General features: G+C 37.3%; 16 protein-coding genes. 1 reads left to right on the top strand and 15 read right to left on the bottom strand.

From position 1 onward, the window contains the following. Positions 1-32: 32 nt before the first annotated feature. Genes bshA through CDZ92_RS04180 form a run of 5 tightly spaced genes read right to left on the bottom strand, consistent with a single transcriptional unit; the run spans position 33 to position 3,452 of the window. Positions 33-1,160, bottom strand: coding sequence for an N-acetyl-alpha-D-glucosaminyl L-malate synthase BshA (gene bshA, locus CDZ92_RS04200; RefSeq protein ID WP_096153813.1), 1,128 nt, complete (start codon positions 1,158-1,160; stop codon positions 33-35). A 3-nt stretch (positions 1,161-1,163) separates the two neighbouring features. Then, positions 1,164-1,871 carry a bacillithiol biosynthesis deacetylase BshB1 gene (gene bshB1 / locus CDZ92_RS04195; protein WP_096153811.1) on the bottom strand — a complete coding sequence of 236 codons (708 nt, stop codon included), beginning with the start codon at positions 1,869-1,871 and terminating at the stop codon, positions 1,164-1,166. Beyond that, a complete protein-coding gene (gene mgsA / locus CDZ92_RS04190; protein ID WP_096153809.1) occupies positions 1,868-2,281 on the bottom strand; it encodes a methylglyoxal synthase in 414 nt (137 codons plus the stop codon). Before mgsA ends, bshB1 begins: the two co-directional genes overlap by 4 nt. Positions 2,282-2,305: 24 nt before the next feature. Beyond that, on the bottom strand, positions 2,306-3,112 hold the full coding sequence (gene dapB / locus CDZ92_RS04185; protein ID WP_096153807.1) for a 4-hydroxy-tetrahydrodipicolinate reductase: 807 nt from the start codon (positions 3,110-3,112) through the stop codon (positions 2,306-2,308). Continuing rightward, on the bottom strand, positions 3,099-3,452 hold the full coding sequence (locus CDZ92_RS04180) for a nucleotide pyrophosphohydrolase (RefSeq protein ID WP_096153805.1): 354 nt from the start codon (positions 3,450-3,452) through the stop codon (positions 3,099-3,101). Before CDZ92_RS04180 ends, dapB begins: the two co-directional genes overlap by 14 nt. Before the next feature lie 372 nt (positions 3,453-3,824). Here CDZ92_RS04180 and CDZ92_RS04175 point away from each other — a divergent pair, with 372 nt between their 5' ends. Next, positions 3,825-4,703 (top strand): YitT family protein, encoded by an 879-nt coding sequence (locus CDZ92_RS04175; RefSeq protein ID WP_096153803.1) that lies wholly within the window; start codon positions 3,825-3,827, stop codon positions 4,701-4,703. A 531-nt stretch (positions 4,704-5,234) separates the two neighbouring features. Here CDZ92_RS04175 and CDZ92_RS19840 read toward each other — a convergent pair. The 10 genes from CDZ92_RS19840 to CDZ92_RS04130 form a co-directional block, all read right to left on the bottom strand. Further along, positions 5,235-5,378, bottom strand: a complete 144-nt coding sequence (locus tag CDZ92_RS19840; protein WP_157842700.1) for a hypothetical protein — start codon at positions 5,376-5,378, stop codon at positions 5,235-5,237. 88 nt (positions 5,379-5,466) lie between these two features. Further along, a complete protein-coding gene (locus CDZ92_RS04170; protein ID WP_096153801.1) occupies positions 5,467-6,141 on the bottom strand; it encodes a zinc metallopeptidase in 675 nt (224 codons plus the stop codon). 68 nt (positions 6,142-6,209) lie between these two features. Further along, entirely contained in the window at positions 6,210-7,010 is an 801-nt protein-coding gene (locus CDZ92_RS04165; RefSeq protein ID WP_096153799.1) for a sporulation protein YpjB, read from the bottom strand. 58 nt (positions 7,011-7,068) lie between these two features. Beyond that, positions 7,069-7,665, bottom strand: coding sequence for a DUF1405 domain-containing protein (locus CDZ92_RS04160; protein ID WP_096153797.1), 597 nt, complete (start codon positions 7,663-7,665; stop codon positions 7,069-7,071). Between the two features lie 100 nt (positions 7,666-7,765). Next, positions 7,766-8,557: a menaquinol-cytochrome c reductase cytochrome b/c subunit gene (locus CDZ92_RS04155; protein ID WP_096153796.1), complete on the bottom strand. Its 792-nt coding sequence runs from the start codon at positions 8,555-8,557 to the stop codon at positions 7,766-7,768. A 34-nt stretch (positions 8,558-8,591) separates the two neighbouring features. Then, the gene (gene qcrB, locus CDZ92_RS04150; RefSeq protein WP_096153794.1) at positions 8,592-9,266 is read right to left on the bottom strand and encodes a menaquinol-cytochrome c reductase cytochrome b subunit; all 675 of its coding nucleotides are present in this window, start codon (positions 9,264-9,266) and stop codon (positions 8,592-8,594) included. 15 nt (positions 9,267-9,281) lie between these two features. Beyond that, positions 9,282-9,785 carry a ubiquinol-cytochrome c reductase iron-sulfur subunit gene (locus tag CDZ92_RS04145; RefSeq protein WP_096153792.1) on the bottom strand — a complete coding sequence of 168 codons (504 nt, stop codon included), beginning with the start codon at positions 9,783-9,785 and terminating at the stop codon, positions 9,282-9,284. A 447-nt stretch (positions 9,786-10,232) separates the two neighbouring features. After that, positions 10,233-10,691, bottom strand: coding sequence for a YpiF family protein (locus CDZ92_RS04140; RefSeq protein WP_096153790.1), 459 nt, complete (start codon positions 10,689-10,691; stop codon positions 10,233-10,235). A gap of 489 nt (positions 10,692-11,180) precedes the next feature. After that, the gene (locus CDZ92_RS04135) at positions 11,181-11,720 is read right to left on the bottom strand and encodes a ReoY family proteolytic degradation factor (protein ID WP_096153788.1); all 540 of its coding nucleotides are present in this window, start codon (positions 11,718-11,720) and stop codon (positions 11,181-11,183) included. Positions 11,721-11,792: 72 nt separating this feature from the next. Then, positions 11,793-13,052: a tetratricopeptide repeat protein gene (locus CDZ92_RS04130; protein ID WP_096153787.1), complete on the bottom strand. Its 1,260-nt coding sequence runs from the start codon at positions 13,050-13,052 to the stop codon at positions 11,793-11,795. Positions 13,053-13,072 lie beyond the last annotated feature (20 nt).

Here is a 13,072-nt window from a genome sequence, read left to right as displayed (position 1 = left end):
TCACCTCTAACATGATACAGGATTGCGTACAGTTATTTTTGTATTAGCTTTGCATAAAGCGATTCATAATGCTCCACCACTATATGGGAACTAAAATGACTTTTCACTCTTTGAATGGCATTATCAGAAAAACTTCTATGTAACGCTTCATTTGATAATAGTTGTATTGCTTTATCTGCGATATCTTCCACGTTCCCTAAACTACAAAGATAACCTGTTTCACCATGTTCAATTACTTCAGGTATTCCCCCGATAGTAGTACCGATACATGGCACACCACAAGCCATCGCTTCTAGTAAGACAAGCCCAAAACTTTCTTTTTCAGAAAGTAATAACTTTAGATCGCTTATAGAATAAAGCTCCTCTACACCATCTTGTTTACCTAAAAATAAAACATGCTTTTCTAATCCTAAGCTTTTTACTAGCTTACAAACGACGGAAATTTCTGGACCATCTCCAACAAGAAGGAGTTTACTTTTCACCTTCTTTTGAATTCGTTCAAAACTTTTGATTACATCTTCGACACGTTTTACTTTACGGAAGTTGGAAACGTGAATAATGACTTTTTCATCTTCTTCAATTCCATATTGTTGCTTTAACTCTAAGTTGTCATGTTTATAGTAAACCCGCTCATCAATAAAGTTGTATACTGTTTCGATTTCTTTTTCTGGTTGAAGTAATTCGTACGTTTCTTCCACTAAAGAATGAGATACAGCTGTTACGATGTCTGAGCCTTCTATTCCGAATTTAACCATATTACTTAAGGAAGGGTCGTAACCTAAAACGGTTATGTCGGTTCCATGTAGGGTTGTTACTATTTTCAATTGATCGTTTGTCATTTTTTTCGCTAAATAAGCAGAAATGGCATGCGGGATTGCATAATGAACGTGGAGAATATCCAATTGTTCTCTTTGAGCGATTTCGGCCATTTTACTAGCAAGTGCTAAGTCATATGGTGGGTATTGAAACACCGAATATTGATTCACTTGTACTTCATGATAATAAATGTTGCTATATACTCTGTTCAGGCGAAATGGCATGCTCGATGATATAAAGTGAATCTCGTGTCCTTTTTCCGCTAACAGTTTTCCTAACTCCGTTGCAATAACACCTGATCCGCCAACCGACGGATAACATGTTATACCTATCTTTAGTTTCAAGTGTTATGCACCTCCTAATAAATCGTCCTCTAGTATGAGTGGCTCTTTTGCAAAAAAACCTTCTGCATAGTCACAGCCACATTCCGTACCGAACAACTTTTCTCTATCGATTACTCTTTGTATGTAGTTATTTGTTAGAGGTGTAGCTACACTACCCTCCGTTAGGATAAATTGACTCTCATATGCTTGTAGTGCTTCTTTTTTGATATGTATAAACTCGCTTATGTTTATGTAAAAATCAGGTTTATGAAGACCGTTAATCATGTAAAAATAAAGCTTGGAAACGTTATGTGGCTGCATGTTACTTTCTTCATCGAACTTTCGTATTTTTGCAGAAAATAATACCTCTTCCACGAGTTTTGCGCAATTTCCATGGTCAGGGTGTCTGTCAATTGAATAGGGAACGAATACTACTTTCGGTTTATATGTACGAATAACTCGACTTATCACCTTTATGTTTTCATCCGATATGTATAATCCTCTGTCTGGTAAGGATAATTGAATCAGTTCGTGAACATTTAACGTTTGTGCTGCTTTTTTCGCTTCTAGTTGACGATTTTCTTTCGTGCCATTGGAAGAGAGTTCTGCATACGTCAAATTACATATGCCTATTTTGTTGCCTTTTTGCACATATTTCGCAATGGTCCCACCCATACCGATTTCTACGTCGTCTGGGTGGGCACCAAATGCTAGAATATCTAAACTTGTCATTGCTGTTCCTCTTTTTCGTGGACAATCGTTCTCCATGTAAAATCACCGCGCTTTAATCCACGAATTAAGATTTCCGCAGTTCCCATATTCGTAGCAAGCGGGATAGCGTAAACGTCACATAAACGAAGCAATGCCGTTACATCTGGCTCGTGCGGTTGAGCTGTTAACGGGTCACGGAAGAAAATAACCAAATCCATTTTATTTTGTGCAATAAGCGCACCGATTTCTTGATCTCCACCTAATGGACCTGAACGAAAGCGATGAAGATGTAAGCCTGTTGCTTCAGCAATTTTCATGCCTGTTGTGCCAGTTGCGAAAAGTTCATGCTCTTCTAAAATAGTGCTATATGCTGTGGCAAATTGAATCATATCTGTTTTTTTTTGATCATGAGCGATTAAGGCAATTTTCATACTAATCTCTCCCCCTTTAATATTCTACTCGATAATATTTTCTAATCCGTAAACCAATATATCTAGGTCCATAATTTTTTCTACACACAATTTAACTCCTGACATGAATGAAGCTCTATTGTAAGAGTCATGTCGGATTGTAAGGGACTGACCTTCCCCTCCAAACATTACTTCTTGGTGTGCTACTAAGCCTGGTAAGCGCACACTATGGATGTGTATTCCATCTTTCGTAGAAGCTCCGCGTGCTCCCTGCATCGTTTCCACTTCTTCAGGATGGCCTTGTTTTTTCGGCTCGCGCGTTTTCGAAATTAGTTCTGCTGTTTTGATTGCTGTTCCTGATGGTGCATCTAGTTTTCGATCGTGATGTAATTCCATGATTTCCACATCAGAAAAATGTTTTGCTGCCATTTGCGCAAATTTCATCATTAAAATGGCTCCAACGGCAAAGTTAGGTGCAATGATAACGCCTAGTTGCTTTTCTTCCGCTGTTTTTGCTAACTCATCTAGTTCTTCTTCATTAAATCCAGTCGTACCTACCACTGGACGAACTCCGTATTGTAAGGCAAGCTCTGTATGAAAGCGACCAATTTCAGGGGTTGTTAAATCAATTAATACGTCCGCATTTGTAGATTGAAAACATTCATGTGCATCTGTGTAGATAGTTCCATTTAGTGAGTCGTGGAAACCGTCTAGTTCTGATAATTTTTTTCCGTTATGTACTCGATCGATACAACCTACTAATTCAAAATGTTCTGTATTGGCAATTAAGTTGGCAGCTTCTTTTCCCATTCTGCCTCGTGGTCCTGCAAGGATAATTTTAATTGTTTTCATTAAGTTTGTTCCCTCCATCAATTCTTGTCCAACGATCTTTATCTCTTGTATTGAATTTATGCATCACACGGTCATGCGCTTCTTGTAAATCTATATTTAATGAGTTGGCAAAACAAATTAAGACAAATAATAAGTCTCCCATCTCTTCTTCTATTGTATTTTCTTTTTCTGTTGCTTTTTTCGGTTTCTCTCCGTGGTAGTGGTTCACTTCACGCGCAAGTTCGCCTAGTTCTTCCGTCATTCTTGCCATCATGGCTAGTGGAGAAAAGTATCCTTCTTTAAATTGAGATATGTATTGATCAACTTCTTGTTGCATCTGTTCCATCGTTTTCTTTTCCAAAAAGACTCACCTCTTTTTCATGTTAGCTAAGATTGACCGATTTGACAAATATTTAATACGAAAATAGCCCATTTACTTCTTAATTGGAGATACTTTATAATGGAGAAGTTGTTTTAATTAAAGGCTCATTTTAAGACCGCTGTTGATTTTTGCGCAAGTCTCTGCTTTCCGCAGGCGTGGCTGGAGCCTCCTCGGCTTCGCCTGTGGGGTCTCCAGTCCCCCGCTACTCCCGCAGGAGTCTCCGACTTGCGCAAAAATCAACCGCTAGATAGTTATCAAAAAACAATACTAACCTTAAAAGAGCCAAATTAAATTTAAAATTGGATATAGTATGGATCTGGCTTATTTTAGTCATTTAATTAGGAGGAAATTATGTTTAATGGGTTAAAGTTAGTTAATATTTTTTACATTCTTTTAGGGTCGGCAATTTTTGCATATGGACTAGTAAACTTTAATATGCAAAATAATCTAGCAGAAGGTGGCTTTACTGGAATCACTTTATTGTTATATTTTATGTTTGATTTAGACCCTTCTTATACGAACTTAATTTTAAACATTCCAATCTTCTTTATCGGTTGGAAGTTGTTAGGGAAGAACACATTTATTTATACCATTATTGGTACTGTCAGCTTGTCGGTATTTTTATGGATCATTCAACGTTTACCAATGATTATGTTCCCTCCGCTTATGGATGATTTAACATTGGCTGCATTGTTCGCAGGTGTTTCTATCGGTGTAGGGCTTGGAATTATATTTAGATACGGTGGTACAACTGGTGGCGTAGATATTATTGCCCGACTTGCACATAAATACATTGGTTGGAGCATGGGAAAAACGATGTTTATGTTCGATGCGGTTGTCATTGCATTTTCTATCTTAATGTATTTGTCTTATCGTGAAGGGATGTATACATTGGTTGCTGTGTTTGTTGCTGCTAGGGTTATTGATTTTATGCAAGAAGGTGCTTATGCTGCAAAAGGTGCAACGATTATTTCGGATAAGAATGAAGAAATTGCCGGTAAGATTTTGAAAGAAATGGACCGTGGGGCAACTATATTACGTGGACAAGGTACGTTTACGAAAGAAGATAGGAATGTCTTGTATTGTGTAGTGGCGAAAAATGAGATTGTAAAGTTAAAAAATGTCATTACGTCTGTTGATCCTCATGCGTTTGTAGCAGTTAGTGATGTGCATGATGTGTTAGGTGAAGGTTTTACGCTGGATGAGAATAAGAATCCAGTGGAGAGGTAATTTATATGGAGCTGGTTGCCTTTTATGGGTGAGCGGTTCCTTTTTTATAGTTTTAGGCCTGGCTATCGGTACTTTTTGATTGGCTATGGATACTTTTTCTATTCTAATAGGTACTTTTTTACTTTCTATAGATACTTTTTGGACCTCTATCTATACTTTTTACTTCTATCGGTACTTTTGGATTGGCTATGGATACTTTTTCTACTCTAATAGGTACTTTTTTACTTTCTATAGATACTTTTTGGACCTCTATCTATACTTTTTACTTCTATCGGTACTTTTTGATTGGCTATGGATACTTTTTCTACTCTAATAGATACTTTTTTACTTTCTATAGATACTTTTTGGACCTCTATCTATACTTTTTACTTCTATCGGTACTTTGGGTTGGGCTATGGATACTTTTTTCTACTCCAATGGATACTTTTTTACTTTCTATAGATACTTTTTGGACCTCTATCTATACTTTTTACTTCTATCGGTACTTTTGGATTGGCTATGGATACTTTTTCTACTCTAATAGGTACTTTTTTACTTTCTATAGATACTTTTTGGACCTCTATCTATACTTTTTACTTCTATCGGTACTTTTTGATTGGCTATGGATACTTTTTCTACTCTAATAGGTACTTTTTTACTTTCTATAGATACTTTTTGAACATCCAATCTATCCATTCTTTCCTATTAGATGAGCCATCAGACTTTATTATAATACAAAAATTAAAAACCACCCCTTAGATCTCATCTAAAGAGTGGTTCCCCATTAATTCCTATTATTCAAATACATTAAAATAAATCTCGTTAACTCCAGTACCGCTACTGCGGCAGCTGCAACGTACGTTAGTGCTGCTGCGTTCAACACTTTCTTTGTATGTCGTTCCTCGTTATTTGCAATCATTCCTAGTGACACCATTTGATTCATCGCTCGATTTGAAGCGTTGAATTCAACTGGTAATGTAACGACTTGAAACAACACTGCTGCGGCCATGAACAAGATTCCTAAGAAAACGAAGTTCATGGAGCCAAGTAAAAATCCACCGATAATTAAAAAGTAACTAAAATTCGAACCTAAACTAGCTACTGGTACTAGTGCATGTCGAATCCTTAAAAATGAGTAATTTTCTGCATCTTGAATAGCATGACCTACTTCATGAGCTGCAACCGCTGCACCTGCAACGGAATTACCATGATAATTGTGTGATGACAAGCGAACCACTTTTGAACGCGGGTCATAGTGATCTGTTAGGACCCCTTTTGTTTCTTCAATTCGAACATCATGAAGTCCATTATCATTTAAAATTCTTCTTGCAACTTCTGCTCCAGACATTCCAGATGAAGTAGCTACTTTGGAATATTTGTTATACGCTCCCTTTACTCTTGATTGAGCCCACATTGGTACGATAAGGAGAATGGCAAAGTAAATGAGATACATCGTCATGGAATCATCTCCTTTAAAAGAATGACATGTTTTCTTATGAAAATATTACTTCGTCCTTTTTAGTGTTGTCAATCTTTAAGCTTTTTACGCTCTGGACTTTTTTTACGATCCGCTGCGTACTTTCTAATCGCAACATATGCTAATGTCACGATGATAAAACTGCCAGTACTTAACATTACCCAAATTAAATTAGGATCTGTATCATCTTCTTTTAAGTTTTCAAATAATTTTCTAAAATCTTGTTCCACACTTTCAAGGTACGTTGAATTATAAGAGCGGAACAGTTCATCCCTATTTTCATCTAAAAATTGTATATGTGCATCCACTGTCATGACGTTTTCATACTTTGCATCTATAATTAAACTAGGTTGAATGAGGTGAAGTGAGTCACGCAATTTGGACAATGAGTCGCGATATAAATCACTATCTTTCAGTTCAATGGAATCTTTTAAATGTTGAAAAGTAGAAATAATCGGCTGTTGCATTTCTACCCATAACGGCTGGTGATTTGAAGTCATTGCATCTACAACAAGTCGTAATCGAATCATGCTCTTTACCTTCTCATCATGTGAAAGCTCCACATTGTTTACAGCAACAAGTGCATCTTGGTGCACCATTGTAATCGTACGTACTTGATCCATTGGAACGGTTCGCTGATGGATCACTGCTGTTGTAAATTCATCAGAAAAAATCTCTAATAAATTGTTTGCCTCGAGGTAACGTTCTTGACGGGTAAGTTGTAATATATTTTCTGTTAACTCGTTTAATTGAAGTTGGTGTGTTGACTGTTTTATTGTTTGTTGTGCAAAAATAATGGTTGGTATCGTAAAAATACATAGTATAAAAATAATAGCTATTCTAGACTTCATCCTTGTCCCTCCTAAGCAATCTAATAAAGCATATGATTGGTGGGACAAGGATAGAACATTATTTGATAGACAACTTTAACCTGTCATCTCTTAATACAAAGTAATAGGCAATCGCAATACAAAAGATACTTAACCAAAAAGTAAAGTAGCCGATTTCTGCCATGTATTTCGTTAAACTACCATACCACGGCATCATTTTAAATACGTAATCGATCACATCATTATGTAGAGTCCACACACCCGCAACAATTAGGTGCCACTTATTAAAACGGTAATAAGGACTATAGAGTACACCTTGTACAGCCATTGCGCCATGAGAAAAAATCAACATGTATCCTTCAATAGGTAGATAGCCAGTCTCCATTAGCGTCAGTATGTTCATAACAACTGCCCAAACACCATATTTCACTAATGTAACAATGGCTAAAGCCTCGAATAATTTAAAACTACGCCCTAAAATAAAGCCAAGCAATACAATACAAAAGAAAAGACTGGCTGTTGGACTGTCTGGAACAAATATTAAGAAAATTGGTGGTGTTTCTATTAATTGAACTTTATACCAAATGTACCCATATATCGTTCCGAGCAAATTTATAAGAAACACAATCCAAAGCATTGTTTTTGTTTTTAATAAATGAAGAAACCACAATAGCATAATATATCCTCTCTTCTAAAAAGGGTTACCTTTTCATTATGGCTGTTTTAATTTTCTGATAAACAATAATAAGAAAAAAACTGGCTAAAAAATAGCCAGTTTACTCTAATTCTGCAGCAAGTTCGTTCATTTCTACTAAATATTCAGCAAGGATTTCAAGTTCTTCATCTGTACCTTGGAATAATCCAGCAGCCATGGTTTTGATACCGTTTAACGCGATATCTTTATAGTCTTCTGCAGTATATTGAGGATTGTCAAGTAACGAAGGTGCAAGACCTGGGTTACCTTGAAGGTTGTTAGCGTGACAACCTAAGCATGATGCAGCGTAGATTTGATATCCTTCTGCTTCTTCATCAATCTCGATTGCTACCTCTTCACGGATGGCACCTTGTTCTTTAGCAGCTTCCCAGTCGTGGCTTACTACTGATTGCCATGTTAAGAAGAAGATAGATGCGATAGCTAATAACATCAAACCAGTTGCAATTGGACGTTTTGAAGGTCGGCGCTCCGGCCCACGATCTAAGAATGGAGCAAATAGTAATGCACCAAATGCTAATCCAGGCATTACAATAGCACCAATAATTGTATAAGGTCCAGCCGCATACTGATATTTTAGTAGTTCATATAAGAATAAGAAGTACCAGTCAGGCACAGGAATATAAGCTGTATCTGTTGGGTCTGCTATACGCTGTAGTGGCGGTTCGTGAGCGATTGTTAAACTTAAGAAACCGATTAAGAATACTGCTCCTACCATCCACTCTTTTAATAGGAAGTTAGGCCAAAACGCTTCTGTTTTGCCTGGATACTCCGAGTAATCTTTCGGAATATTCGGCTTTCTCTCTGCAGGAACTCGAGAGTCACCGACGAATTTCATACCTTTCCCTCTATGCATACATATCCCCCTCCTTTTTTGTATGATTTATTTCTTATAGTGGACCTGAAATTCCTTGTTTACGGATCATAACAAAGTGAGCTCCCATTAGTCCGAAAAGAGCTGCTGGTAAGAAGAATACGTGAATTGCGAAGAAACGAGTTAACGTTTGAGCACCAACAATGTCAGGGTGTCCTGCAAGCAATGTTTTAGCCGCAGTACCGATAATTGGAGTTGCCTCTGCAATTTGTAAACCTACCTTTGTTGCGAATAATGCTTTCATATCCCAAGGTAATAAGTAACCTGTGAAACCTAAACCTAACATTACGAAGAAGATAAGTACTCCAACTACCCAGTTAAGTTCACGCGGCTTTTTATAAGCACCTTGGAAGAACACGCGTAGTGTATGTAGAAACATCATTACGATAACTAAACTAGCTCCCCAGTGGTGCATACCGCGTACGATTTGACCGAACGCTACTTCGTTTTGTAAGTAATATACAGATTCCCAAGCGTTTTTAATATCTGGAACGTAGTACATTGTTAGGAACATACCAGATAAAACTTGGATTACTGTTACGAAGAATGTTAATCCACCGAAACAGTATACAAATGCTGAAAAATGATGTGCTGGGTTAACATGTTCTGGAACCTCATGGTCAGCAATATCACGCCACATTGGCGTAATATCTAAACGTTCATCAACCCAATCATAAATTTTATTTAGCAAAGATTACGCCTCCCTTCAGTTTCGTGGTCTTGCTTTACCTAAGTAAAGTGTTCCATCTTGTACTTCATGCTCATATACATCTAGAGGTGCGATTGGGGCAGTGCCCGGCACGTTAACACCATCTTTGTAATATAAACCGTAGTGACATGGACAGAAGAACATTTCAGGGTTAGATGGGTCCGAGTTCCAGTTGACCGTACAACCTAAATGTTTACATACAGGTGATAATGCAATGATGTTTCCGTTATCATCTTTATACACCCAAGCAGCTAATGGTACTTCTGATTCATACCAAGCGTCAACTTGGTTTACTTTAAAGTCAAAGCGTTGTGGTTCATTCGTGATTTCGTCTACGCTAACAACTGGTACCATGTCTGATTCGCCACCAGCTTTTAATACTGGGTCGATTGCAAAACGTACCATCGGTATTAACATACCCGCAGCCATGAATCCACCTACACCAGTTAAAGTATAGTTCAAGAATTGACGTCTAGATACTCGATGATTTTTCTCGCTCATTTGTTTTTCCCCCCTCTATAGAAAAAACTACGTCCAAACGGACAGTCAGTTAGATAACACATAGAAAACTAGGACATACTCATGATATATCAATCTTCGTTGAAGGTCAATAATTCATTGCATAGAAAAGATGACTTTGATGTGACTCTTTTAACTTCTTATTATTAAAATCTAATAATTGTTGAAAAGTATTCATAATTTGTTCATATTTATATTTTTTCTTTGTAATTTACCGCTGATGATTGTAGCGCAAGTCTTCGCTTTCCGCGGGCGTAAAAAGGAAGGTTATTTTCACTATCGTGAAAAAACCTACTCCTCATTGCTATGCGCCTGCGGGGTCTCACTTGACGCACTTTTCCCGCTGGAGTCTCGTGCCTCGTGCTATCATCAACTATATTAGTATTAATTATTTAATGAGTATTACTAACAGATAAAAACACAAATATTTCACTGCCATTTTTGAATGAAGATTGGTAGGAGTTGGTTCATTTGGTCTGTTATTATTTTTTGTTTGTATTTTTCTTCCATGTCTTCTAGTGGAATGGATGGAAGCCACATTAGTTTTGCTTCGGTTATCTCTGATGCTACTTGTTGCCAGAAGTTGTCTGATGTAAGTAGGAAGACGTGCTTGATGTCGCTCTCTAGTAAATGTGTCACATATTCATTAATTGCTGCGACGTTTTTTTGTTGGTCGGTGGCTGATAAGTATGTATACGATGGCAAGAGAATTATTCTGCCTTTAAATTGACGCTCGAGTTCGTTACTTAAGATGTTTATGTATTCTCCTAGTGCAGCCGTTTGTTTTACATTAGTTGAAAAATTAATTGGGATTAATGGAATGACAACTGTGTCTATGTATTCTTTTGATTGCTCGAAAACGGTTATGTCTTTACTAGTCCATTTCATGTTGAATCAGTCCTTTCTGAGGTTCACCTCTCATAGATGAGTATATGAAAACATAAAGGGAATGGCAAGGGTGAAGCATATGGTATATAGGTTAGTTCTTCTCTCTGAGGACTGGAGAAATTCTAATTTCTATTATGAGGACCACCATTTACTCTTGACGACTTCGAGTTGTTCCTCATTCGTCTGGTGACGGCCATCTTCAGTTCTCGTCAGCTTCGAGTTGGTCCTCATTCGCCTTAAAAATATAGCTATGTTAAAGCTTAGTGTTGATAATTTAGTACTTATACCTGTTGATTTGCGTGCAAGGCTTCGCTTTCCGCGGGCGGGCCGGGAGCCTCCTCGGCGCATGTGCCTGTGGGGTCTCCCGCTCCCCGCTTCTCCCGCAGGAGTCTCAGCCTTGCACGCAAATCAACAACGAACTTTAACACAGCCAAAAAAATAAAAGAACCCTACGCTTCCCATCACGTAAGGTTCTTACCTATCAAAAAGTTAATTTAATCTTCGCAAGTGCTCTGTTAGAGATTTAAATGCCGTTTTATCTTGTTTGTCTAACGCCTCATCGATCATTTTCATTAGTTTTTCTTTTTGGAAAGTGAAGATGGATTGCTCTAAAAACTTTTCTGCCAGAATACGGTCTTTTTCGTTACTTTGATTATTTTTTGGCATGAAAGGATTATCTTCTAATACAGCCGCATATTGCGGGGAGTGATAAACAGATTTGAAGTTAAGTTGAATGTAGATATCTTCATCTCTATTAAGGCGAATATCATGGAATGATTTCTCTGCATCTGTCGTCATGACATTTTGTTTATAAAAGCGAAACGGAACTTCTTCGACACAATGAGTAGACATGACAATCCCTCTAGGACAAAATTGCGCCTGTTCGACGAAATGCACTTTTTTCATTAATTGATCATGACTCATTAAATAATTTAAAATCCATACACATTCTCTTCTTTTTAGCTGATAATTGCCTAAAAACCACCGAATGAAGTCCTTCTTCTCGTTGACAGAAACAGGGGTAGCCATTTAGATTGTCCCTCCTCTGCGATTTTAGTTAGCTTTACCCTGGAAATGGACAACCATTTAATCGAATAAAGCCTAATCGTTCATCCTTGCATAAATGTCTAATAGTTCTGTATTTGTAGGGTCGTGTTGTAATAACGTTTCAAATAAAGGCTTTGCTTCTTGTAATCTACCTTCTTCATAAAGGAAAAATGCATAATCATGAAGGAAGCTTATGTCATCTTTATAAGAAGTATATGCTTGACGGTAGTGATTTAATGCATCAGAATATTGCTCTAATCCTTCTTTTGCACGTGCTAAATCCCAATCAAATCGAGGGTCATATTCTCCAAACTTTTCAAGCTCTTGAATACACTCTACAACATCTTCAAATCTTTCTACTTGTAAAAACAATTTAGTAAGTGTGGTTGCTGCTTCGACGTAGCCAGGATCTAAGGCAATTGCTTCTCGTAAAAGTCGTTCCGCTTCTTCCACATGATTTAATTTTAATGCCATTTTCGCAGCATAAAGTTGTAGTTCTTTATTATATTCGTTAACCCCTAACCCTTCTTTTGCCGTACGTAAGCTATCTTCTAATGCGCCTTCATGTTCATAAGCTTTTGCTAAGTAAAGGTATAACGAAGCATATTCAAAATCAATTTGTTTTACCTCGTTTAGTTTTTCGATAGCCGTTTTATAATATCCTGCTTGAAAGGCCGTAAAGCCATACTGAAACAGTGTGTCAATGTTCAACTCTTTTTGCAGTGCTTTGTCGTAAAAAGGCAGTGCTTCTTCAAAGTTTCCAGTACCACTATAACACTCCGCAATCCTTACATCTAAAGGAAATTCTACGATTTCAGAAGAGTCTTTTGCCCCTTGGAACAATGGCAATGCTCGTCTATAATCTCCTTGCGATAAGTACAATTCACCGAGAGCGATGTCGATAATCGGTTCATTTTGTAGTATTGTTTTTGCTTCTAAAAGTTTTCTTTCACTAACTTCAAACAACCCTTGTGACTGATAAAGGTCTGCAAGTAACATTAAGCTTTGTGGGTATGCCTCATCTTTTGCATCCAAATTTTCTAGTAATTCAATGGCATCATCTTCTTCATCAAGGTCGATGTGAACCTCTGCAAGTGACACGATTAGCTCACTTTCATTTGGATAGAGGTAAAGCAGCTCCATTAAAACACTTTTCGCTTCGTTCACAAGTCCAAGCTGCATGTAATACTGGGCAATATTATATTTTTCATCATCTGTAAAAGATGATTGATTTTCTTTAATTAATGCAAGGCCTTCTTCGCTATTCCCTTCCATAATTAGATGGATAGCTTTATCTAACACTTTGTTTGTCACAATCAACCTTCTCCTTTGAT

The organism is Bacillus sp. FJAT-45066 (assembly GCF_002335755.1).
Classification (GTDB): domain Bacteria; phylum Bacillota; class Bacilli; order Bacillales; family Bacillaceae_I; genus Bacillus_CD; species Bacillus_CD alkalisoli.
This window is presented reverse-complemented; position numbering and strand designations above follow the sequence as displayed.

What these genes read in the sequence shown, in the direction of transcription:
- bshB1 (WP_096153811.1), bottom strand. Translation starts at nt 1,871, where the DNA reads ATGACAAGTTTAGATATTCTAGCATTTGGTGCCCACCCAGACGACGTA.
- CDZ92_RS04135 (WP_096153788.1), bottom strand. Translation starts at nt 11,720, where the DNA reads ATGGCTACCCCTGTTTCTGTCAACGAGAAGAAGGACTTCATTCGGTGG.
- CDZ92_RS04160 (WP_096153797.1), bottom strand. Translation starts at nt 7,665, where the DNA reads ATGCTATTGTGGTTTCTTCATTTATTAAAAACAAAAACAATGCTTTGG.
- CDZ92_RS04165 (WP_096153799.1), bottom strand. Translation starts at nt 7,010, where the DNA reads ATGAAGTCTAGAATAGCTATTATTTTTATACTATGTATTTTTACGATA.
- CDZ92_RS04175 (WP_096153803.1), top strand. Translation starts at nt 3,825, where the DNA reads ATGTTTAATGGGTTAAAGTTAGTTAATATTTTTTACATTCTTTTAGGG.
- CDZ92_RS04170 (WP_096153801.1), bottom strand. Translation starts at nt 6,141, where the DNA reads ATGACGATGTATCTCATTTACTTTGCCATTCTCCTTATCGTACCAATG.
- CDZ92_RS04155 (WP_096153796.1), bottom strand. Translation starts at nt 8,557, where the DNA reads ATGCATAGAGGGAAAGGTATGAAATTCGTCGGTGACTCTCGAGTTCCT.
- CDZ92_RS04145 (WP_096153792.1), bottom strand. Translation starts at nt 9,785, where the DNA reads ATGAGCGAGAAAAATCATCGAGTATCTAGACGTCAATTCTTGAACTAT.
- dapB (WP_096153807.1), bottom strand. Translation starts at nt 3,112, where the DNA reads ATGAAAACAATTAAAATTATCCTTGCAGGACCACGAGGCAGAATGGGA.
- CDZ92_RS19840 (WP_157842700.1), bottom strand. Translation starts at nt 5,378, where the DNA reads ATGGATAGATTGGATGTTCAAAAAGTATCTATAGAAAGTAAAAAAGTA.
- mgsA (WP_096153809.1), bottom strand. Translation starts at nt 2,281, where the DNA reads ATGAAAATTGCCTTAATCGCTCATGATCAAAAAAAAACAGATATGATT.
- CDZ92_RS04140 (WP_096153790.1), bottom strand. Translation starts at nt 10,691, where the DNA reads ATGAAATGGACTAGTAAAGACATAACCGTTTTCGAGCAATCAAAAGAA.